The 23,255-nt window shown below is 45.3% G+C and carries 13 protein-coding genes, 1 tRNA gene and 2 pseudogenes; 8 read left to right on the top strand and 8 right to left on the bottom strand.

The window, feature by feature from the left end:
• Positions 1-3 precede the first annotated feature (3 nt).
• The 3 genes from L4D78_RS10885 to L4D78_RS10875 all read left to right on the top strand — a co-directional run bounded on the left by L4D78_RS10885 (position 4) and on the right by L4D78_RS10875 (position 7,277).
• On the top strand, positions 4-2,307 hold the full coding sequence (locus L4D78_RS10885; protein WP_428466945.1) for a GH92 family glycosyl hydrolase: 2,304 nt from the start codon (positions 4-6) through the stop codon (positions 2,305-2,307).
• A gap of 222 nt (positions 2,308-2,529) precedes the next feature.
• On the top strand, positions 2,530-4,938 hold the full coding sequence (locus L4D78_RS10880) for a GH92 family glycosyl hydrolase (RefSeq protein ID WP_428466944.1): 2,409 nt from the start codon (positions 2,530-2,532) through the stop codon (positions 4,936-4,938).
• 41 nt (positions 4,939-4,979) lie between these two features.
• Positions 4,980-7,277: a GH92 family glycosyl hydrolase gene (locus tag L4D78_RS10875; protein WP_428466943.1), complete on the top strand. Its 2,298-nt coding sequence runs from the start codon at positions 4,980-4,982 to the stop codon at positions 7,275-7,277.
• A gap of 35 nt (positions 7,278-7,312) precedes the next feature.
• Here the strand turns inward: L4D78_RS10875 and L4D78_RS10870 are convergent, their stop codons facing one another.
• Entirely contained in the window at positions 7,313-8,224 is a 912-nt protein-coding gene (locus L4D78_RS10870) for a helix-turn-helix domain-containing protein (protein ID WP_428466942.1), read from the bottom strand.
• A 290-nt stretch (positions 8,225-8,514) separates the two neighbouring features.
• Between L4D78_RS10870 and L4D78_RS10865 the strand changes: the two genes are divergently transcribed.
• A complete protein-coding gene (locus L4D78_RS10865; protein ID WP_428466941.1) occupies positions 8,515-10,515 on the top strand; it encodes a fructose-specific PTS transporter subunit EIIC in 2,001 nt (666 codons plus the stop codon).
• Between the two features lie 24 nt (positions 10,516-10,539).
• Entirely contained in the window at positions 10,540-13,233 is a 2,694-nt protein-coding gene (locus L4D78_RS10860; RefSeq protein ID WP_428466940.1) for a glycoside hydrolase family 38 N-terminal domain-containing protein, read from the top strand.
• A gap of 242 nt (positions 13,234-13,475) precedes the next feature.
• Here L4D78_RS10860 and L4D78_RS10855 read toward each other — a convergent pair whose 3' ends face one another.
• A complete protein-coding gene (locus tag L4D78_RS10855; protein WP_428467035.1) occupies positions 13,476-15,938 on the bottom strand; it encodes a beta-mannosidase in 2,463 nt (820 codons plus the stop codon).
• Between the two features lie 439 nt (positions 15,939-16,377).
• On the opposite strand from L4D78_RS10855, the gene L4D78_RS10850 reads away from it, so the two are divergent.
• Positions 16,378-17,445: a porin gene (locus L4D78_RS10850; protein ID WP_428466939.1), complete on the top strand. Its 1,068-nt coding sequence runs from the start codon at positions 16,378-16,380 to the stop codon at positions 17,443-17,445.
• 212 nt (positions 17,446-17,657) lie between these two features.
• Complete coding sequence (locus L4D78_RS10845) at positions 17,658-18,452, top strand: MurR/RpiR family transcriptional regulator (protein ID WP_428466938.1); 795 nt, start codon at positions 17,658-17,660, stop codon at positions 18,450-18,452.
• 143 nt (positions 18,453-18,595) lie between these two features.
• Here L4D78_RS10845 and L4D78_RS10840 read toward each other — a convergent pair whose 3' ends face one another.
• From L4D78_RS10840 to L4D78_RS10830, 3 genes are all read right to left on the bottom strand, one after another.
• A complete protein-coding gene (locus L4D78_RS10840; protein WP_428466937.1) occupies positions 18,596-19,438 on the bottom strand; it encodes a helix-turn-helix transcriptional regulator in 843 nt (280 codons plus the stop codon).
• Positions 19,439-19,700: 262 nt separating this feature from the next.
• Positions 19,701-20,015: a PTS fructose-like transporter subunit IIB gene (locus L4D78_RS10835; protein ID WP_428456232.1), complete on the bottom strand. Its 315-nt coding sequence runs from the start codon at positions 20,013-20,015 to the stop codon at positions 19,701-19,703.
• A gap of 25 nt (positions 20,016-20,040) precedes the next feature.
• Positions 20,041-21,096, bottom strand: coding sequence for a PTS fructose transporter subunit EIIC (locus tag L4D78_RS10830; RefSeq protein ID WP_428466936.1), 1,056 nt, complete (start codon positions 21,094-21,096; stop codon positions 20,041-20,043).
• A gap of 442 nt (positions 21,097-21,538) precedes the next feature.
• Here L4D78_RS10830 and L4D78_RS10825 point away from each other — a divergent pair.
• Positions 21,539-21,626: transfer RNA gene (locus tag L4D78_RS10825), tRNA-Ser, on the top strand.
• Positions 21,627-21,859: 233 nt separating this feature from the next.
• On the opposite strand, the pseudogene L4D78_RS10820 reads toward L4D78_RS10825, so the two are convergent.
• The 3 genes and pseudogenes from L4D78_RS10820 to L4D78_RS10810 all read right to left on the bottom strand — a co-directional run.
• Positions 21,860-22,211: pseudogene (locus L4D78_RS10820) on the bottom strand (transposase); the annotation flags it as partial.
• A gap of 103 nt (positions 22,212-22,314) precedes the next feature.
• A pseudogene (locus L4D78_RS10815) lies at positions 22,315-22,787 on the bottom strand (IS6 family transposase).
• 231 nt (positions 22,788-23,018) lie between these two features.
• Positions 23,019-23,255 (bottom strand): hypothetical protein (locus L4D78_RS10810; RefSeq protein WP_428466935.1); only part of this gene is annotated, 237 nt, incomplete at its 5' end.

Here is a 23,255-nt window from a genome sequence, read left to right as displayed (position 1 = left end):
ATTATGTTCCAAAAGAAATATATACCATTGGCAATTGCTTTAGCGCTAGGTTTGAGCGGGTGTAACTCCGATAGTGGCAATAGTACCGACGACAAAGATAATGAGATTGTCGTTGATATGGAAATACTGAATTACGTTGACCCGTTCATCGGTACTGCGGGCTCTGGCCATACTTTCCCGGGGGCGACGGTGCCTCAAGGCATGGTGCAGTTAAGCCCAGATACCACACTGGATGGCTGGCACTCTGCCAGTGGTTATCATGATGCCAGTGATTATGAAAAGGATGAGATTATTGATAAGGATATTCCGGTCTATGGCTTTAGCCACACTCACCTCAGCGGTACTGGTGTAACGGACTTGGGCGATATTCTTATCTTGCCATATACCGACGAAAGTAATGCCGAGGAAAATACATTCGATAAAGCCTCTGAAGAGGCATCGGCCGGCTATTATAAAGTTAAGTTAAATAAATCGAATATCGAGGCGGAATTAACAGCCTCAACACGGGTGGGTGTTCATAAATATACTTTCCCTAAAGGTAGCGAACGTAAAATTAAATTAGATATTGGCCATACATTGCAAGCAAATGGTGGTGAAAGTGTCTTAAATAAAATTGAAGTGGTCGATGATTACACCATTCGTGGTCGTCGGGTCAGTGGCTCTTGGGTAAAAGATCACAATATCTTCTTTTATGCCAAATTCTCAGCGCCGATTGCTAATGCATTTATGTTAAACCAAGATGATGCCGAGCGTTCATTACCACACGGTGCAGTCCGCACTGATACTGAAATAGCCGCCTATCTTGATTTTGGTTCAGAAAGTAATGAGCCAATCGAGGTACGAGTGGGGATCTCGCCAGTTGATTGGAAAGGTGCTGAGTTGAACTTGGAAGAGGAAGTTCCTGATTTCGACTTTGCCAAGGTCAAGGAAGAGGCTGAATATGCCTGGGCAAAAGAGCTGTCTGTCATTGGACTAAAAGGTGGCAGTGATGTAGAGAAAACCAACTTCTACACCGGCTTCTATCACAGCCAAATAGCACCCATTGTGTTTGAAGATGTTGATGGTCGATACCGCGATTTACTGGGTTTTATTCGCGAAGAAGATGGCCTGACCAACTACTCAATCTACTCGATGTGGGATACCTTCCGGGCGGTACATCCATTACAGACAATTATCTATCCACAGCGTGCCGAAGATTTTGCTAACGATTTGATCCGCAAGCAGAAGAATGCCGGGATCTTACCTAAATGGGAAGCCCATTCAAGCTATACCGGCACCATGATAGGTTACCCCGCGACCGCTATTATTGCCGATGCTATTGTAAAAGGTATGGACGTCGACCCGAATGATGCGTTATTAGCGGCAACGGAAAGCTCGACTTACCATCCCGAAGATTTCCCGCAAATTCCCGATGATATTTTAGCTTCTGTAATGCCGGGTCAGTACAGCTATTACGAGCAATACCAGTTTATCCATGTGCCGAACTGGAACTCGGTCTCTTATGCGTTAGAGATGTCATACTACGATTGGACGATTGCCCAGATAGCGAAAGCGGCAGGCGACACCCAGAACTATGACAAGTACATGGATCGTAGTACGTGGTCGCAAAACCATTGGGATCCGGTCGAGAAGTTCTTCGTTCCCGTTGATGATACTGGTACTAAGTTAGCTGAGTTTGACCCGTATAAAGTCGATCACTATTGGTTTACCGAAGGTAACGCTTGGCAGTGGCAATGGACATTGATGCAAGATTTGGATCGCCTCACTGAATTGATGGGCGGTGCTGATGGCCTGAATAAGAAGCTAGACGAGCTGTTTAATGCCGAGCCGAACGAAGGTGATTTGCAAGATATGACAGGCTACATTGGCCAGTATGTTCACGGTAATGAGCCATCGCACCATGTCATTTATTTGTACAACCGTACCAATCAGCCTTGGAAAGCGCAGGAATACTTGGATCAGGTGTATAAGGACTTCTATCACAACGGTCCTGACGGTTTGATTGGTAATGAAGATGTTGGCCAGATGTCGGCTTGGTACATTATGAGCACGATGGGCTTCTACCAAATCACTCCTGGAGATCCGACTTACACTATCGGGCGTCCTGTCTTTGATGAAGTAACGGTGCATCTGCCAGAAGGTGAATTCAAAGTGGTCACCGAAAATAACGGCCCAGATAACCTTTACGTGCAAGAGGTGACGATTAACGGTAAGCCGTTGGATAAATACAACACTTTCGCACATAGCGAAATCTATCCTGGTGGTGAGCTGCGTTTCGTCATGACCGACCAGCAACCCGTTAACTAAACCACACACAATTAACGCAGCCATATACGCACGCAACTATATACGATTAACGTAGCAGCAAACAGGCAAGGGAGTACTCTCTTGCCTGCTTTCACACATCCTTGCAACTACGCGTCTTAGCGAGTTGTCAATTATTTAAAACTTCAGGTATTGCCAAATCTCGGTGTTTCGATTTAGCGGTAAGGGATCGCTGTATCTGAAGAAAATGTTCATGGAGGTAACATGTTTCAACGTACGCTGATTGCGACTGCCATTATTCTATCGCTTGGGCTGGTGGGGTGTAACTCCAGTAGCAGCGACAGTAAAACCCAGCCTGATGACTCACTGACTTTACTGCAATATGTCGATCCGTTTATCGGTACTGATGGGCTGGGAAATGTGATCCCCGGGGCTGTTGTACCAGAAGGGATGATCCAGCCAAGCCCCGATGGCGCCAAAGATGACAATACACCAACGGATTATCATTATTCCAATGATCGAATCTCGGGGTTTAGTAACACGCATATATCGGGTGCGGGTAAGGGGGATCTTAATGATTTTGCTTTCATGCCTTATACCGGCTTTAACGCCGGAGTAGCGACTATCGATAAAGGTACAGAGGTTTCGACACCGGGCTATTACTCGGCTGATTTAATCGAGAATCAAATTCAAACCGAGCTAACGGCAACCAAGCGCGTGGCTTTTCATCGCTATCATTTTCCTGACGATCAAGATCGTAAGGTGAAGGTTGATTTAGGCCATGAGCTATTGGGCGAGTGGGGCAACCATAGCCGCGAAATTAGCTTCAAAATTGTCGGTGACAATGCGATTGCGGGTATGCGAGTAAGTAACGAGTGGGCGCAGTACCAGACGGTGTATTTTTACGCTGAGTTCTCCGAACCTTTTGAGTCGTATCTGGTACTCAATGAAGGGGTGCAAACCGAGGCGACTGAAATAACGGATAGCCGCGATGTGATCACCCACCTTAATTTTGGTCAGGGTAGCGAAGCACTGCAGGTGAAGGTAGCGATTTCACCCCTGAGCATGGATAGCGCCCAAGCCAATATTGCGGCGGAGACTACCGGCTTCGAATTTGATGAGGTGCGAGATAAAGCGGCTGTTGCTTGGCATGATGTGCTGGAAAAATTCCAGTTGAAAGGCGGGACAGAAGCGGAGAAAACCATCTTCTACACATCGGTTTATCACACCTATTTTGCCCCTTTTGTTTATCAAGACAGTGACGGGCAATATCGAGGCATGGATGGGAAGGCCTATCAGGCCGAAGAAGGCTTTACCAATTATTCGGTGTATTCGATGTGGGATACTTTCCGAGCGGCCCATCCGTTAAAAACCATCATCGATAAAGAGCGCTCCATTGAATATGTTCATGATTTGCTAAACAAATTTAAAACCGGTGGGGTGTTGCCGAAGTGGGAATTGCATTCTGACTATACTGGCGAAATGGTGGGGTACCCTGCCGTCTCGGTGATTGCCGATACCATGGTGAAATATCCAGAAGCCTTTACCCAGCAAGATTATGAGTTGGCATTGGCTGCGGCTGAAGTCAGTGCTAACTTTGACATGAGCATTACTGGTGATTGGATCCCGTATCAGGATGCGTGGAACGGTGATAAGCGCTGGATTGTCATGACCCGCCATGGCGAATATCAGGAAGATCTTGGTTATGTGCCAGCCGACATTAAAAACAACCCCGCAGATATCTACGACACCATTGTTAATGAATCCGTTTCTTATGGGCTAGAGAACGCCTATTACGATTGGTGTATTGCCCAAATAGCCCGTTTAGCGGGTGATAAACAGCAAGAAACTCGTTACCTCGACCGGTCGAAAGCGTTCAAGAACTACTTCGATTATAACCCGAGTGAATATGGCCAATACGGTGCGACAGGGTTTATGCGACCGAAGAACCTCGATGGTTCTTGGGTTAACAATATGTCGTCGTGTGAAGGCGATGATTGTGAAGGCGCACCGCTGGATTATTTCTGGCCATATAAAGCCGAGCACCGAGGGGAAGACTTTACTGAAGGCAATACATGGCAGTGGACGTGGTTTGCTCCACACGATATTGACGGCCTAAAAGAAGTCATGGGGGGAGAGCAAGCGTTCCTTGCCAACCTCAACGCGTTGTTCAATGCCGATTCAGACGCCGATACTAGCCAGGGCGATATGACGGGCTATATCGGTCAGTATGTCCACGGTAATGAACCCGATCATCATGTTATCTATCTCTACAACTACACCGAAGAGCCTTGGAAGGTACAAGAGTATATCGACGAGGTCATGGATACTTTCTACCTCCCGATCCCTGATGGTTTGATAGGTAATGAAGACGTTGGCCAGATGTCAGCATGGTACATCATGAGTGCAATGGGCTTCTATCAAATCTCCCCAGCCGAACCGGTTTATACCATTGGTCGCCCGCTGTTCGATGAAATGACGGTGGCTGTCGATGGTGGGCTATTCACCATTACCGCTGAGAATAACGGCCCCGACAATATCTACGTCGAGTCGGTCACCATCAATGGTAAGAAACTCGATAGCAACAACACCTTTAGCCATGACGAAATTTACGCCGGCGGACAGCTGAGCTTTGTTATGTCTAACCAAAAGCCTGATGCACCTGCCAAATAACGTCGGCATGCGAATCAAACAAAATTTACATTGGAGGTTATATGTTTAAACGTTCATTACTTGCCGCAGCGGTTGCTGTCTCGATAGGTTTGGTCGGATGTAATTCGGACAGCAATAGCAATCCTGATGATGGCAAAGAGACACCGGCAGTTGATTTAGTCAAATATGTTGATCCGATGATCGGCACTGGCGGTTTAGCCAATACTTATCCGGGGGCAACGGTCCCTCACGGTATGGTGCAATTAAGCCCGAATAACGGTACAGGCGGCTGGGATTACATCAGTGGCTATCATTACCATGACGATAGGCTGGTGGGTTTTAGTCATACCCAGCTATCTGGTACGGGGGCTGGGGATCTCAACGATATTTTATTGATGCCGTTTAATAGCCGCTCGGATGAAATGCGTGGTACCAGCGAAGCGTCGCACTTTAGCCATGACAACGAAACGGCAGAGGCTGGCTTCTACAAAGTCATGCTTGATGATTATGGTATTGAGGCCGAGCTGACCACGACCAATCGCGTTGGCTTTCACCGCTACACCTTCCCTAAAGATGCCGACTCTAAAGTAGTGTTGAATTTGGGGTACGCCCTTAACTGGGACTCGCCGACAGATACAGTGATCAAAGTGGTTGATGAGACAACCCTAGAAGGTTATCGCTATTCAACCGGTTGGGCTGCCGATCAGCGTGAACACTTCGTGATTAAATTCTCGAAACCCATGACGGGCTTTGAGTTGAAAGATGATGAGACGGGTCAGGTTGTTGGTGGCAATGAAGTACAAAGCACCAAAACCCGTGGTTACTTTAACTTTGATACCAGTGCCGATGAAACGGAAGTTTTAGTGAAAGTCGCTCTGTCATCGGTGGATGTTGCTGGCGCCTATAAAAACCTCGATGCTGAACTGAAAGGCTGGGACTTTGATGATACCCGACAAGCCGCGCGTGATGCATGGCAAACCGAGCTAGAAAAAGTGGCCGTTACCAGTGATGACGAGACCAAAAAGCGGATCTTCTACACCGCGATTTATCACTCTTACCTTGGGCCGACATTGCATTCAGATGTCGATGGTCGCTATAAAGGTGCGGATCATCAAATCCAGCGCGCATATGGTTTCGATCGTTATGATACTTTTTCACTGTGGGACACCTATCGAGCCACCCATCCGTTCCAGACACTGGTTGAGCCAGACAGGGTAAGTGATATGGTCAATTCGATGCTGGCCCATTATGAGGAAACGGGTTTGTTGCCAGTGTGGTCAATGAAAGGCAACGAGACCAACATGATGCTGGGTTATCACGCTGTTCCTGTGATTACCGATGCGTGGCTAAAAGGCATTGAAGGCTTTGACCCTAAGTTAGCACTAGAAGCGATGAAGGCATCGGCGGCGTCAGATCGTGCCGAGATTGTTGCCTATCGTGAAAAGGGCTATGTACCTTATAGCGAAGAAGAGGGCGGCGACGGTTGGGCGGCATCACGCGCAATGGAATATTCCTATGATGATTGGGCAATCGCGCAAATGGCACAGTCGTTGGGTAAAGAGTCGGACTTCCAGCACTTTATCAAGCAGGCCAAAAACTGGCAGAACCAGTACGACAGCAGCCGAGACTGGTTTGTTCCACGGCTAGAAAACGGTGACTTTATATCGGATTTCGATCCAGAACGTTATGAGGCAGGTTTTGCTGAAAGTAATGCTTGGCAGTATTTCTGGCATGTTCAGCATGATATTGCAGGACTTGTCGACAAGATGGGTCAGGAAGCCTTTATCCAGCGTTTGGATGATTTATTCGAGACAACCCCCGATCCCGATCAAGAGCTGCCGATCTTTAGTACCGGTATGGTAGGGCAGTATGTGCAAGGAAATGAGCCCGATCACCATGCACCATACCTCTTCAACTATGTGGGTCAGCCTTGGAAAACCCAGAAGTGGCTGAAGGAAGTGGTGGATGTGTGTTACACCGATAAGCCTGAAGGGATTTGTGGCAATGATGACTACGGCCAGATGTCGAGTTGGTATGTGTTCACTGCGATGGGGTTCTATCCGGTAAACCCTGCCGATCAACGCTATGTAATTGGCAGCCCTATGTTCCCAGAAGTGGCGCTGAATTTACCTAACGGCAATATCTTTACCGTGAAAGCTGAGCAGGTGTCGGAGCAGAATATTTATATTCAATCCGTCACGTTAAATGGTAATAGCCTTGATCGTTCATGGATCAGCCACGGCGAAATCACTCAAGGCGGTGAGCTGGTGTTCGAAATGGGTAATGAACCCAACTATAGCTGGGCAACAACCCCTGATGCTTTCCCACCATCGTGGTCAGCAGAAGGGCCGTTTAACTAATCGTCGTTGAGCGAAGTTGTTTAAACAGGCTCAGCTTAGGCTGGGCCTGTTGCTAATCCAGCCCGAAATTGTGAAGGAGTCATGCCCAACTTTTGTTTGAATAGACGGCAGAAATAATTGCTGTCGCTAAATCCACACTGTTTTGATATCTGCTTAATTCGGCATTGATCTTCTGCCAGTAACGCTTGGGCTTTATCGAGCCGTCGATGGCACAAGTAGTCCTTAAAGCTGGTTTTACCTTGTTGTTGGAATATATGGGAAAGGTAATTAACGGAAATGTAGAACTGCTCGGCAATCATTTCACGGTTTAACTGCTGCTCAAAATGGTGGTCGATATAGCGGGTGATTTTTTGAAATAGCTCTTCTTGACGAGAAGGCAGGCTATCTGGCATCTCGCTCATGACCATGATATGGCTTAGGAGTGAGCGAATGACGAGGCTAACCGTATGGTGATCTGCACCATCGTGCCCTAACTCATTAAGTGCTTGGAGTAATCCATTACCGATTTTTTGATGATGTCGAATCGTCGGTCGTTTTGCTATTTCAGTAAAGCTTTCACCGTTCCATTTTTGCAGGCTAAATCCCACTTTATGCGGGCTTATCATCAAGCTTAATATTGTGACTTCCTCTTGCCACATAGGCTGGCTCCAGGCTTTTGCGGGAAAGTACAGTACATCGCCGGCTTCAAGGTATTGTTGTATATGGTGGCAGTTATCGATTGAGTAGTGGGTCACTATACTGCCAGAAATAATAATATCGATGCGTGGAATATCAATTTGCCAAGCAAGCTCTGGTGCAGACAGGTTTTCTGCGGCTACGTAGACTTTTTTGATCGCCAACGTGCTGTCTACCAATTTTGTTAGCTGCTGAACAATTTGGTCGTTATTTCGAGGGGGAAGGACTGCATGGCTTTCTAGTAATTGAGAAGAGGTCGTTGCTTGGCTCATGATACTCATCCGCTATTAGCTTCTACTGTAATGTGAAAGTGCTACTGATCTCGAGTGAAAATATTTTCATCGGTTTTAAAAAACGAGCGACATAATTTTTCAACTCTAGGCACACTGCGTTATTAATAAAGTACCTGTTTACATACCTTCTATCTGTTTATTTGATCTAACTTTAGTGAAAATATTTTCACTATTTGTTGTTTTGTGTGGTTGATCTCAAAAATATTCTGAAAAAATTAACACAATAGGCAGCAGTTGGACGGACTAAAAATTGATAGGAGTGCCACTCAATGAGCCACACCATAGTAGCAATTACTGCTTGTGCAGCAGGTATTGCACATACTTATATGGCAGCAAGAGCGCTTGAAGCGTTAGTGCAAGAGCACGGCTTTAACGTGAAAGTCGAAACACAGGGCTCGATCGGCGCTGAAAATATATTGTCTGAGGAAGAAATTGCGGCGGCAGATGTCGTGATTATTGCTTCTGATATCGAGATTGAACTTGCCCGTTTTGCTGGCAAGCGGATCTACAAAACGCGCCCGAAGGTTGCGATTAAAGATGCCAAAGCATTGGTTGATGTTGCGTTAAAGGAAGCGCAAGTTTTTGGTGGTAAAGGCACTGAGGTGGGTAATATTACCTTAGGTAAAACCAATGAAAATGGCTTTATTCAGCATATCATGAGCGGCATTTCGTACATGGTGCCGATGGTTATTTCTGCTGGTTTACTATTGGCGATTGCCAATATTTTTGCTTTCCAGAAAGATGAGCTTGGCCGTATGGTCGCTTGGGGGTTTGATCAGTCAGATCCACTTGGTGATTTGATGTATCACCTGTTCTTAGTCGGCCAAGTTGGTTTTAAATTGATGATCCCATTGTTTGCTGGGTTTGTCGCTAATTCAATTGCTTCCCGCCCAGCCATTGCGCCAGCAATGATCGGCGCGTATATCGCGAACGATGCTGGCTTCTTGGGAACTGAAACCGGTGGTGGTTTCTTATCTGCAATTCTAGTTGCGTTCATCGTTGGCTATTTTGTTCGATACTTGAAAATGATCCGTTGGCCAAAGCTGCTTCAGCCGTTGGTGCCAATTATGATTCTGCCGCTAATTGCTACTTTCTTTATTACGATTGTTGTTAAGTACATGATTGGCGGGCCTATTGCCTCTGGTATGGGGGCGATGTACGACTGGTTAACGTGGCTGACTGTTAACTATTCGGCGTCGACCTTTATTATCGGCGCAATTATCGGCGCAATGATTGGCTTTGACTTCGGTGGGCCGGTTAATAAAACCGCGTTGATTTTTGGTACCGCAGTATTCACCGATACCGTGGCCAAATATGGTATTGAAGGAGCCAACTTTGTTCCGGGAACGGCAGCACAAGCGGCAATTTCTGTTGCGCCATTGGGGATTTTTGTTGCCTCTCAGCTATTTAAGAACAAGTTTAGTGCGACGGAAAAGATAGCGGCTAACTCTGCTTTTGGTATGGGTATTGTTGGGGTGACTGAAGGGGCTATTCCGTTTGCCGCGGCGCATCCAGTTCAGATGATCACTGCAAGTGTTGCTGGCTCAGCCCTAGCGGGTGGCTTGGTGGGATTCTTTGACGTTAAATTCTACGGCGGTATAGGCTCACCATTAGGTACATTTGTTGGCTATATTGAGCAGCCAATCCCATTTGTTACCTGGATCCTTTGTACCTTCGCGGGTATCACTCTAACGGCCTTGATTATTGGTTTATGGCGGAAACCGATTGAAGTCGAAACCACCTCACCAACCTCGCAGGCTGATGCTCAGCCAGCAGTAGAGACTTTTTCACCTCAAGTAATTAAGACATCAAGTGCCACTAGCACGAAACCTGTTTTTAACCCTGAACATGTTCTATTTGATCGTGAATCAACCACCAAGGAGCAGGCGTTTGCATTCATTGCCAAGCAAGCATTAGCACTGGGCTATGTCTCGGATGCGAAAGCGTATGAATCGGGCTTGAAAGCACGTGAACAGTCTTCAAGCACTGGATTTACCGGTGGGATGGCGATCCCACATTGTAAGAATACTGCGGCAACCCATGCTGGCCTGTTTGTTGTCCGTTTTAGTCATCCTATTGAGTGGGAAACCATGGACGAGCAACCGGTGAAAACGGCTGTGGCGTTGAGTATCCCTGCAGACGGCAATGAAGAGAGCGTTCGCATGTTAACGAAGCTATCGCGCAATATGATGCACAAGCCATTCCGCGACACGTTAAGCCAAGCTGACATCCTTGAAGTTGAAGGTGCTATTGCCACGGCTATAGCTTGATAGTGCATGAAGAGAGAAATGAAAATGCAAAAAACATTTCATGTGATCCCACATACTCATTGGGATTTCGAGTGGTACTTTTCGACGCATGAGTCACTGATCCAACTGGTTTACCATATGGAAGAAGTGATGTCGGGCTTAGAATCTGGTGAAAATGACACTTACCTGCTTGATGGCCAACTTAGTATCATTGAGGACTACCTTGAGCAATGTCCTGATCAGAAAGATCGCTTAACAAGCTTGGTTCAGCAGGGAAAACTGCTTATTGGCCCTTGGTATACCCAAACGGATCAGCTGATCATTTCAGGCGAATCGATTGTCCGTAATTTGATGACGGGCATTCGCCTTGGTGAGCAGTTCGGCTCGGTGATGAACATAGGTTATGTACCTGATGCATTTGGTCAGAGTATTGATATGCCCAAAATCTACCAAGGCGTTGGGATCGATAAAACGGTGTTCTGGCGTGGGCTATCGACAGACATATGTACCAGTCGTGAGTTTAACTGGCAATGTGAAGACGGTAGTGAGGTACTTGGGTATAACATCAAAAATGGCTATTTTGTTGGATCTTATCTCATCGACAATGATGATCCAGCTCCCCTTTGCCATCAAGCTGAGGATGGTGCACTCGGACAAAATATCGCGATTCCGCTTGGTGGTGATCAGCGCTATGTCGACCGTAACATCAAGGCACGTTTAGCCGTTAATAACCGTGCTTGCGCTGATTATACATTGGTCGAAAGTAGCTATGATCGTTTGTTCGAAGCCCTAGCAGATGAAGAATTGGCGTTGCCGACGATTAGCGGTGAGTTGATTGACGGTCAAGTCTCGAAGATCCATCGCTCAATATATTCATCTCGCTATGATCATAAATACCTGAACGACAAGGTTGAACGTCGCCTGAGTTATCAGTTAGAGCCGCTTATGGTCATGGCCCAGTCATGGGGCATTGAGGCGAAGCCGTCGATGGTGACCAACATATGGAAAACGATTTTGCGCAACCATGCCCATGATAGCGCTGGTGGCTGTAATACCGATAAAACCAACAAAATCATCCTAGCTCGCTATGAGCAGGCGGACCAAATGTCAGGCTCTGCTGTCGATTACTTGGTTCGAAAACTGGCAGAATCACAGCCAACGGCTGAACAGGGGGGTATCGACGGACGCTTAACGGTGTTTAACACTTTGCCGTATGCGCGCGAGCCGTTGATCAAAACGACGATAGCGACTACGCATCCACATATTACCCTGCGCGATCTTCAGGGTAATACGGTTGAGTTTGATGTGCTCCAGACTAAGCACGCTTATCGTGGCACTATTCAGCGTGATAGTCGTTCAAATGATCCTAGCCAGTATTATTACCAAACTGAGATAGTGTTCCATCATGCTTTACCTGCCTCTGGATTTGTTAGCTTGCAAGTCATTGAAGCTGAACAACCTTCGCAGAATAGTTGCCCAGCCTCTGAAGCCAGTGTTAGTGAAGCTCAGATTGAGAACGATCGATATTGCCTTGAATATAGCCAAGGCCAGTTCCGTTTGTTTGATAAACAACAGCAGCAATGGTGGGACGATTGCCTAACACTGTTAGACATGGGGGATGATGGGGATACCTATGACTACTCCCCGCCAGAGCAGGATTGGCTGTTAACCTTAGACTGGCAGCAAGCGACGTTTACTGTAAGCAAAGGGCAATATGTTCAATCGCTCGTGGTTGAAGGGGCATGGAGCTTGCCGAAAAACTTGGCAGAGCGAGCGAGTAGAGAACGTTCAGGCCAGTTGGGTTACCGTATCGAATTACGTTTGGAGAAGACTTCAGATAACAGCTTGTCTGGGCTACATTGCTCTCCATTGGTGATTGACGCGGAATTTGATAATCAGGTGGAAGATCACCGTCTGCAATTGATGATGACAACGCCGTTCAAAACCCAAACATCGTGGGCAGACACACCGTTTGGCATTGTTGAGCGCGCTAATCAGCACAAACACATAGATGATTGGCGACAGGTTGGCTGGAAAGAAGAACCAAGCCCGATTTACCCAATGCTGCATTTCGCGAATTTACATGATGCTAAATTGAGTATGACCTTGATGGCGAAAGGGGTGAAGGAGTATGAGGTTCGCGCCGATAATCAACTTGCGTTGACGATGTTCCGCTCCGTCGGGTGGTTAGGTAAGCCTGATTTACAACGCCGTCCGGGCATTGCGTCTGGTCAGCAATTTAAATATATCCCAACCCCCGATAGCCAGTTACAGGGTCAGTTAAAGGTTGAGTGTGCCGTATTGATTGAACCGTATTTTGATCCGGCTGCTATTCAACAATCCTGGCAACACTATGCTGTTGATTGTTTGGTTTATCAAAACCAATCACTCAATCAGTTTACTAATACCCTTAAATACTTTGTACTGCACCCATTGGATAAACCGGTTGATGATCATCAGCAAGGCTTTTGTCTAAATTCAGAAAGTGTGGTGTGCAGCGCTATTAAGCCAACAGAAGATAATACAGGTGTATTGATAAGGTTATATAACCCGAGTGCAGAATTCATTAAATCATCTGGCTTGCTGACTATGCCGCCGGTATTTAATCAGTTCGTTGAAGTAGATCTAATGGAGAGAGAAATATCTACTGAACTTGAAATAAAAGGGGATGTTGAACTCGGAGAGTTTAAACCTAAACAGATCCGGAGCTTTGTTATTCGTCACAATGGAAACAGTTAGGATATAAGCTAAACGGGAAGTAGATTCACGTTATTTACCACCTTTTGCCGGCATTCATTGCCGGCTTTTTTATTCAACCTACGTTTTACTTAATGTAAAAGTTATTTATCTTGGCTATCTGTTTTGGTTATCTATATTGGGATGATATATGGAAGGGGGCAGAAGACATCGTGCATGGGAGGCAATAAATAAATCCCAGCTAAAAGCTGGGATTGGTATTAAATATGCGTTTAGCGTCGTAGTTAATATGTATCGCGTAAGTGATACACCCGTAGTTTTTCTGCTAATTCATAAGCAGATACGCAGCCTTGGTAACGGACTTTTTTAGGCGCTCCCGTTATGGCTACAGGGAGTAACGTAAAGCTGGAATCATCAAAGCGGCCAGGGCCATCGAATTCAAGATGAACAAATAAAGCCGGGTTGTTACTGTCGAGCTCAACGTATATCCCAGTGTTATCCGTTTTTACCTGCCAATGAACGACAGATGGCTGAAGGTTGGCATGTTTAAATAATGCCGGGTAATAACTGTTTTCGATAAGTTTCTCACCGCAATGCAGTTGAACATGGAAGAAGTGATCTTTGCTTTCACTCGGTTCTGTTTCCCGTACCTGCTGCTGCCATACACTGGTGGCCTGATCCGCTTCAAGTGTCGTGTTGATTGGCCATTGGGCAACCACTTCACCGTCCCAGCGGATTTGGCGAATGTGTCCCTCTAAAGTACAGCGATGGTGCTGGTCATTAACCAAATGAAGTGTAAGTGCTTGCTCTTCTTTGATGAAGGTAGCCAGCTGTGGCGCAAAGAAGCGCTTGGCATGGTAATGAAGTTGCTTCCAGCGGCCAGTGTATTCAATGCTTGACCACGAACTAACAGGCCAGCAATCATTAAGTTGCCAGTATAGAATCCCGCGACAATGTGCTTTGTGAGCTCGCCAATATTCACTGGCCGTTTTGATGGCGAGTGCTTGCTGGACTTGGCTAAGGTAGAGCATATTGTCAAAGCTATTTGGGAAGCGGAAGTAGCGGGTAAACATTTCGGTAATGATGCTGTTGCCGCGCCCATTTTTTTGGTGTTGTTCAAACGTCGGTGAGGTAACGTTCCAATCACTTTCATCAGCGTAGGTTTTTACGGTGGGTAATGAAGGCCAAGATTGGAAACCAAACTCCGAGCAGAACCGAGGCTTAACGCTGTGGTAGGCATCGAAAGATTTACCTGAGTGCCAAACATCCCAGTAATGCATATCACCGCAATTATCATCATGCCAAGCATCACCAAAGTCGAGCTCGCCATTACACGGGGAGCTTGCCCAGAAGCGTCGAGTTGGATCTTCAGTCGTGACAACATCGGCTAGCATTCGATTTAGACGGTCATAATTGACGACATATTTCTCGCGGTTGGCTTTGGACTCTGGATACCAGCCAATGGCACCAATCACTTCGTTGTCGCCACACCATAAGGCGAGTGAAGGGTGATCGGCAAGACGACGAACCTGATCTCGGACTTCGGCTTCAACATCATCTAAAAACTCAGGCGTTGAAGGGTACAGAGCACAGGCGAACATCAGATCTTGCCACACAAGCAGCCCTAACTCGTCACACAAATCATAAAAGATATCGTGTTCATACATACCGCCGCCCCAAACACGGATCATGTTCATATTCGCCGCTGTCGCATCTTCTAACAACTGTCGGTAACGTTGTGGGGTATGGGCTGAGGGCAATGCATCAAGCGGGATCCAGTTAGCCCCTTTGGCCATAATCGCTTTGCCGTTGACCTTAAAGGTCATTGCACTGCCAATGCTGTCCTTGTCGGTATTCAGCTCGAGCTCACGTAACCCGATTTGTTTGTTGATAGTATGGTTGTTGAGCTGAACACTGAGTGGGTACAGCGTTTGCTCACCATATCCTGCAGGCCACCACCTTTGCGGTTCCGTGATAGTAATAACACATTGAGACTGTTGCGAACCAAGCATGTCGGCTGGCAGTTGAATAAGGTGCTCTTGTTGATCGAACTGTACAACAAGCTGTTGAGGTTTATCGGATAACGATGTTATATCGTAATCAATAATAACGTTGAGATCGCAGCTATCATCTTTGTTCCAGTTTTGTGTGGTGCGCACTTGGGTTAAACGTGTTTGATGCACTGGTACCAAAGTGATTGATTTATAAATCCCGCTCGCTAATAAGCAAATCCCCCAGTCCCACCCTGCGTGGCATTGGGTTTTACGAAGGGTATTCATATGGGGGATTTTGTTGTTGCCAACCGCCCAAGGCACCGGGAAAGGAAGTTTCTCAGCGCGCTTGCTAGCTTCTATATCATTACGGTCTAGTTTTATTTCGATATGGTTTTCACCATCAACTAAATAGGGGAGAACATCCACTCGATAGCGACGGAACATGTTGCTGCATTGAAGTACTGAATGCCCATTTATCGAAATATGCGCCATGGTATCGACAAACTCTAAACAGAGGTCGACAGCCTGGGCATCCAGTGATGAACTATCAAGGTAAAGCGTACGGCGAAGTACCCAATCACTTTCTCCGACCCATTGTATGTCATTTTCATTGCAACCAAGGTAGGGAGGAGGAAGTAGCTGTGCTGTTATCAGTGCTGAATGTATATCCCCCGGTAATGGGCAGGCGATATTAATATGAGGGTGTTGTGGTGATGAGAGTTGCCATTCTCCATCGAGTAATAATGTCGACACCATGAACTCCTGACGTGAGTATGAGTAAATATATCTATTATTATATTTATCATGGAAAAGACAGGGGAGAGGATATATCTATTAAATACTAGACATATGTAGCATAACTTTATTTCTGTGAATTACCCTTATCATTACCATCCTGTATATAGACTTAATATTGATTTCTAAAAGTATGGATTAGATCATATTTTTAAATGGGTTGTTCATTTGTGCTGTATTTAATAGGAATGTCATATATTAAATTTGATTCTTAATTTGTATATTTTCTCTGCAATAAATATCCATCTGGAATAACAAAAAATTGCTAGGTATCGATTGGCCGCTATTAAATAGCTCGATACTTAGCTGCTAGTTATTTAAAGCCTATAAAAATGACAACAACGGGCATCGGTTTTATTTGATTTTTATTTATCTGAAAGAAAATAAAGGAATTGACATGTTTAGTAAACAGCGTATTGCCGTTTCTGCGATAGCGGTTATGGCTTCTTTTTCAGCTTATGCGAATGATGCCATTGAGTTGTATGGCCAGGTGGCGATATCCGCCTATAGCTATGCCGAAGACGGTAAAGACACGGTTAACCGCATCGAGAATGAATCTCGTATTGGCTTTCGTGGTACTAAAGACATGGCGCGTGCGCCAACGCTAGTATGGCAAATCGAGGGGAATAACGTTGGTTGGAGTGATAATGAAGGTGATGGCCAGCTAGGCTTACGCGATACTTATGCTGGTTTTACTGATGATAGCTGGGGGCTGGTTAAGTTTGGCCGATTTGATACCCCGTTATATCGCATTATCGACTGGCCTTATTCGAATCCGGGTCTAGGTAATGTGTTTGATTGGGGAGCGGATATTGATGGTGGCGCTAACTATAGCCGTCAATCTGACCAGATCAGCTGGGATAGTCCAAATTGGGCGGGCTTCACGATGACGTTGGCTGCTGGTCGAGGTAATAACCCAGAAGATTCAGACAGCAACTTCTATGGCGCGGCAGCACATTATAATACTGGACCACTTTTACTGCATGCAGGTTATGAATATGGCACAGGCCGAGTCGTTGAAATTGAAGATGCAGCCAGTAACTCGACCTTGTCTGCAACCTCGGATTATATGACCTATTTAACGGGTTTTGAGCTGAATTTTGACAATGGTATTGGCTTTTTTGGTGCCTACAAAGTGATGTCGGCAGATTATTCTGACTATGATAATGCTGGCGCAGGTGCGGGAACGATAGAAACATTGATCGGTGGCAAACAAGACCAGACAGCTTATTCAGTCGGTGCCTTGTATAACGTAGGCTACTGGCAGTTTAAAGTTGGGTATGCCGCCAATAGTGATCTGGAAATTGATAGTAAGAAGGTTGATGGTACCGCGGATAATGTTATTTCTGGCCAGACGATCTACTTTATTGATAACAATGCATTGATTTACCTACGTTTGAAGGCGATGGAAATTAATGAATCTGATATTACTGAAGCTCGCTTAGGGCTTGAATACTACTTCTAACCCCGCCCTACAGCTTAGCCTCTATTCTGAAATAGAATCCCCCGGGAAGTACATTTTTTGTCCAACTAATGTGCTTCCCACCTCACCTGTAAATCTTTTCATTACTTCTTACATTACTATCTGCTTTATGCTGTTGTTATGAAACTTTTTTCGTTATAAATTGTTATCATTGCTTTGTCTATTCATCAAAGCTGTATTGCATGGAAAAGAAGATGAACAAAGACTTTCAGCTGCTTTTTGAGTATGCCCGAATTAAATTCACCAGTACTGATAATAAAATTGCCGATTATTTTCTGGCTCGCCAGCCTGTGAAAAACATTGAAGAACTGGCGGAGGATATTGGGGTCTCTACCGCTTCGATTACTCGATTTTGCAAGAAAGTTGGCCTTAATAATTTCAAAGAGTTTTTATTTCTTTATCAGCAGCAGCTTGAGCAAGAGCAACCACAGCATGTTGAACCAAGCAGTTTGCATCATGACTATGTCGATGTTTTAAAAGCATTTGATAAACGTCTCGATAAAGATCAAGTTGCCCAGTTTAGTCAGGCAATTCATAGCCACGATGTGATCCATGTGTTTGGCTCTGGCTACAGTGCTCTTTCTGCTGCCGATCTTAAGTTTCGCTTTACCCGTCTAGGTAAATTTGTTGAAGTCGTGCAAGACAGTGACTCGATGCAAATGGTGAGCTCGATTCTGACGCCTGGTGCTTTGGTAATTTTGCTTACCCTAAAGGGGCAAAATGCTCGGATGATCCGTAATGCACAAGAGATGAAAGCGCGAGGGATCAGTGTGCTTTGCGTGACAGCCAATGAAAAATCTAAACTACTATCAATTGCAGATTCTTTTATCTTAACCGCATCGTTAAATGGCGAAGAATCAACCGGGATGATATCTGGACAAATGCCACTTTTGATGGCGATTGATCATATCTATTTCCGCTATGTATCTGATTATCGCGATTCGATCCAAAACTGGGTAGTGACAGAGCAGCCCTTCCTGAGTGAATAAACACCATGAAAGCACTCTGAATTCTGCATCTGGAGACTATTTGTGGAGAAGACTTGGTTATGCGGCTCATAAAAAAAGCCCGCAGGGTAGGCGGGCAAGGTCCGGAGTTATAGTTATTGTAGTAATTGTCTTGGGGAGCGCCGCTAGTAGCTGCGATATTCTGTTGGGGTTTTGCCTGTTTTGCGCTTGAAAACACGGCAAAAATAATTCGAATCGTGGTAACCACAACGCTGAGCAACTTCTTCTAAGCGGAAGTTGTAGCGCTTGAGCATGAATTTTGCGCGCTCTAGCCTGACCCATGCAATATAATCAGCAAAGCGCATGTGCCCTTCTTGTCGGAATAATCGAGATAAGTGGTTAGGGGAAATATTAAACCTAGCTGCAACGGTATTACGGTTTATATTCCGGTGAAAATTCTCTTGTACATAAATACAAATGCCCTTGAATAGATCTTCACTTCGGCTATTAGTATCTTCTGCCGGCTTTTCAATCATATCCTTGCAATAGCTTAACAGCGCAAGTAATAAATACTTATCGGCGGGCTGCTTCTTCTTTTCATGCGCGAGAGTAGAAAGTGCATTCAAAATATGATCAATGGCATGTCCGGTTCGCTGTGGGACGCTGTACTTCACGACATCATAGAAGCCATCTTCATTTTCATGCTTGCTGACCAAACTTAGTCCCAGCTGGCTTTTGCCAAATAGTAGACTCAGCACCGAGCATTCATGATCCCAGTTGGGCTTATTCCAAGCATTGGCTGGAATAAACAGTGCGTCGCCAACCGCCAAAGAGACATTGTCAATTTGCTGCTGGTGGTTTTCAAAATGGTTTTCGTATTTGCCTTTGAAAACTAATTCAAGACGAGGGAAGTTAACTTGGTAACTTGCTTCCGGTGGCGGTACAGAATCACCAGCAAACCAAATATGCTGAAAAGATGCATTGTCAGAGATGGCGCTATCAAGTAGGTCAGAGAAGGTATTCTTCATGTCACTCAATCTAATATATCTCGTTGGCCCCATGCTTTTCGTGAGGACGATGAATGGTAATGTGGCTGATATAGACGTCGCTTAGGTATAACGATTATGACTTAAGTTGCAGCAGTTTCATTATTATGGATTATGTAGCTTGTGGCGATATCTTGCTCTGTTAATTGTTAACTCGGTACCATTTAATTTGAGTTATTAGTATTAAATTATGGCGTTACGAGACTTTTCACTTCTCTCGTAACGCCATTGTGCAGGCTATGAATTAGGCTTGAGCAAGATGAGCTTCAATTTTATCCATAATTTGTGGTGCTTTTTTCACGGCATCGGCAACACCGATGCGTACTATTTTTTTACCTTTGAAACGCTCTTCATTTTTGATAGCAATATCTTTGGTTAAAATTATGATGTCAGCTTGCTCTGCTTCTTTGAGCGAAATTTCATTTTCAATGCCAATTGAGCCTTGAGTTTCAATTTTAACGTCCCAGCCTTTTGCTTTTGCCGCCGTTTCTAATGCTTCAGCTGCCATGTAAGTATGTGCAACACCAGATGGACAAGAGGTAACACCAAGTACTTTCATTATTTTTCTCCCGAAATGGTTCTTATTAATCAAATTCTAATTCAAGGCTGTCTTCTTCTACGTCTTCCGTAGATTCTTTACGTTCTTCGATTGGTTTTTTCAGTGCGTTCACCATTAGCGCTGTGGTGACAGCACCAGCGACGGTTGCGAGTAGATAGAAAAGGCGACCATCCACGACAGGCAGTACAATTAGGCCACCCCATGGTGCGTGGTTAAGTACGCCAAGCATGAAGGCCGTTACGTTACCGACAATACCACCCACGACGATTGAGGGGATAACACGTATTGGGTCAGAAGCTGCGAAAGGAATCGCGCCTTCGGTGATACCGATACAACCCATGATACCGGCTGCTTTTCCTGCTTCACGCTCTTCTGGTGAATAGCGCTTTGGCGACAGTAAGGTAGCTAGGAACATACCAAGGGGTGGTACACAGATGGCGACACCTACCCCACCCATTAACCAAGGCTGAGTGCCGACCTGGGTTTGAGCAAATAGCGTTGCTACTTTATTGATTGGACCACCCATGTCGAATGCAGTCATACCACCAAGGATGACACCTAGGAATGCCTTTGACGCCCCAGCCATGCCTTGTAGCCAAACATTCATACCTTCCATTGCCATCGCAATAGGCGTACCAATTACCCAAATGACTAACCCTGAGACAATAAAGGTACCGCCAATGGGTAGAATGAAATAGGTTGATATAGCCTTTAATTTATTAGACAGAGGAATGCGTTTTAGTTGCAAAACCACATAACCAGCAATAAATCCGACGATAATCGCGCCGAGGAAGCCGGCATTCACTTGGTTCGCAAGGTAAGCGCCAATCATACCCGGCGCAAGAGCTGGGCGGTCGGCAATTGAATAGGCAATATAACCACCAAGAACAGGCACGAACAGGGTAAAGCCTGCGATACCCATGTCCCAAATACCGGTTAGGAACGGGCCTTCTGGCTGAGCCCCTTTACCGTTAAGCATTACCGATAAAGCAAGTAATACACCACCTGCCACAATGAAGGGCAGCATATGGCTGGTCCCTGTTAATAAGTGCCGTTTCATCACCGCCAATTGGTTTTTCATTGAAATCACTCCATTTTCGTTATGGTTTATTTTTTCAGTTGGCGGGGGAGCCAACGTTATTGGTCTGAGCTAATCACTGCGACAGTATGCTGTCTTGTTGGTTGTAATTATGAGACTGAGTGGAAGAGGAAACTATTGGATAAAGAAAGCATTAGCTGGACAATTGTATCCACCGCTAGCAGATGTGATATAGCTCTCAGCGGTTGGGTGACTAAGCTCACGGTATATGGCTTTTTTGTCTACACGACATGGTGCTAGGTATTAAAAGTCCAGTTGGAGAAAAAAATCCAGTTAGATAAAAAGGTGAACGCGATTGCGCTTATAACTTAATCAACAAAATCATCAACTCGTTTAATTGAACGTATATTGCTGGATAAGTGAACGGTTGGACTTGTTTAGGGTTTACAGTATTACGCAATGCCCGTATTATCTGCCGCACAACGGAGAGATGGCTGAGTGGCCGAAAGCACCTGACTTGAAATCAGGCGAGGGGCGACCCTCCTAGGGTTCAAATCCCTATCTCTCCGCCACATTAGAAAAAGCCGCTGATTTATCAGCGGATTTTTTGCATCTAGGGTATATAGAACCCGAGGTTCAAATCCGTAATACCCTCGTAGCACTCCGCCACATTCAGAAAGCCTCGACAGAAATGTCGAGGCTTTCGCCGTTTTAGTGGCAGCGAAAGGGATTTGAAAATCCTGCCATACCAAAACCGCTCCGCCACATTTAAAGAAACCGCTGATTTATCAGTAACGCCATTCGCTTAAGAGCGAGTGGCGTCTCTATTTCGACTTCTCGCTGGATACTTAGTTGCTTTTTCAGCACCGCTCTCGGGTACGGTTTTCTCTTTCGCCTCTTTGGAGGAATGAGCCGCTTCCCATTCTCTCGCATCATTTTCAATGCTTTAGGCATAGCTCCTTGGCTATTTAAGCCATTTCTAAGCGCACGATATTGTATGAGATTAAGATCCCCTATAGCTCTTGGTATATGCCGTCACTTTTAAGACTTCGAAGAAGGGGTTTGTTTGCTAATTGATACTGCTTTAACTCCCCATAACCGCGTTCGATTTCCCATCGTTGCCAATAAACTTCAACTAACTCTTTTAGCAGCTCCGTTGCAAAGTTTAATGAAAGCCTGTTTTCTCAGCCGTTTTGTGGCCTAAAAGGTAAAGGCCTCTTCGATTAGACGCACTTCGGCCAAGGGGCCACGAGCATATAACTAGGTATCGAACTGCCCTTTACTAAACATTCGCATTACTTCGAATCCTCTGGTTGTGGCAAACGCTGTTTTCAGGGATTGAAACCCTCGAACAGGCTTAATACTGCGAAGAGTCTTACTAAGAAAGCTCTTCGCTGCCTTTTGATTTCGAGTACGAGATAGATAAAATCGACAGTATGACCTTCTTTGGTAATCGCTCGGTATAAGTACATCCAGGTACCACCTACTCATACATAGGTCTCGTCAACCAGTCAATTGATGTTCCATCCGAGTTTCCAGCACCATCGTAACCGTCTTTCTATCTTTGGCGCATAACGCTGAACCCATCGATATAAGGTAGTGTGGTTGACGGTGACACCTCGCTCTAACAACATTTCGGCTAACTCTCGGTAGCTGATACCGTATTTGCAGTACCAGTGCACAGCCCAAAGAATGATATCAGCAGTGAAGTGGCGACCTTTGAAATCTGACATGCGATTAATTCCATTTAGGTCTTTATTCCTAGCGTGTCTGAATTCTCAAATTTTGCAACGGAGCCATATAAAAGCGGTCATTGTCGTTTAATTGTCGATGTGCCATACAGCCCTCCAGTCAAAGTATGAAAGAGAGTGTTTACATTAAAGTACTATCTCTCTTAGACCTGTAAATTTCAGATCACAGAGGGTGTAAATCACTCAGCTTTCATAGGGGGAGCAAGTGTTGCGTTACATATAGAGGACGGGCAAAAAGTTAGAAGAGCGCCGTAATTGCATTTTTATCGAACAGATGTATATGTAGTGGTCAAGGAAAACTGTCTGCTGTGATGTTCCACTAGGCCCAAGGTTACCACTTTGGATTATATTTTCAGGAATTACATCAAAGTTTGATATAACATGATCAACAGAATTTAAATTCACCATTTTTTTAGTTAGTAAATTATTTACATTAAGAATATTATCACA

This window comes from Photobacterium minamisatsumaniensis (genome assembly GCF_050336695.1).
Lineage (GTDB): Bacteria > Pseudomonadota > Gammaproteobacteria > Enterobacterales > Vibrionaceae > Photobacterium > Photobacterium minamisatsumaniensis.
Note: the sequence above shows the minus strand (reverse complement) of the source record. Positions and strands in the feature narration are given on the sequence as shown.

What these genes read in the sequence shown, in the direction of transcription:
- L4D78_RS10885 (WP_428466945.1), top strand. Translation starts at nt 4, where the DNA reads ATGTTCCAAAAGAAATATATACCATTGGCAATTGCTTTAGCGCTAGGT.
- L4D78_RS10880 (WP_428466944.1), top strand. Translation starts at nt 2,530, where the DNA reads ATGTTTCAACGTACGCTGATTGCGACTGCCATTATTCTATCGCTTGGG.
- L4D78_RS10875 (WP_428466943.1), top strand. Translation starts at nt 4,980, where the DNA reads ATGTTTAAACGTTCATTACTTGCCGCAGCGGTTGCTGTCTCGATAGGT.
- L4D78_RS10870 (WP_428466942.1), bottom strand. Translation starts at nt 8,224, where the DNA reads ATGAGCCAAGCAACGACCTCTTCTCAATTACTAGAAAGCCATGCAGTC.
- L4D78_RS10865 (WP_428466941.1), top strand. Translation starts at nt 8,515, where the DNA reads ATGAGCCACACCATAGTAGCAATTACTGCTTGTGCAGCAGGTATTGCA.
- L4D78_RS10860 (WP_428466940.1), top strand. Translation starts at nt 10,540, where the DNA reads ATGCAAAAAACATTTCATGTGATCCCACATACTCATTGGGATTTCGAG.
- L4D78_RS10850 (WP_428466939.1), top strand. Translation starts at nt 16,378, where the DNA reads ATGTTTAGTAAACAGCGTATTGCCGTTTCTGCGATAGCGGTTATGGCT.
- L4D78_RS10845 (WP_428466938.1), top strand. Translation starts at nt 17,658, where the DNA reads ATGAACAAAGACTTTCAGCTGCTTTTTGAGTATGCCCGAATTAAATTC.
- L4D78_RS10840 (WP_428466937.1), bottom strand. Translation starts at nt 19,438, where the DNA reads ATGAAGAATACCTTCTCTGACCTACTTGATAGCGCCATCTCTGACAAT.
- L4D78_RS10835 (WP_428456232.1), bottom strand. Translation starts at nt 20,015, where the DNA reads ATGAAAGTACTTGGTGTTACCTCTTGTCCATCTGGTGTTGCACATACT.
- L4D78_RS10830 (WP_428466936.1), bottom strand. Translation starts at nt 21,096, where the DNA reads ATGAAAAACCAATTGGCGGTGATGAAACGGCACTTATTAACAGGGACC.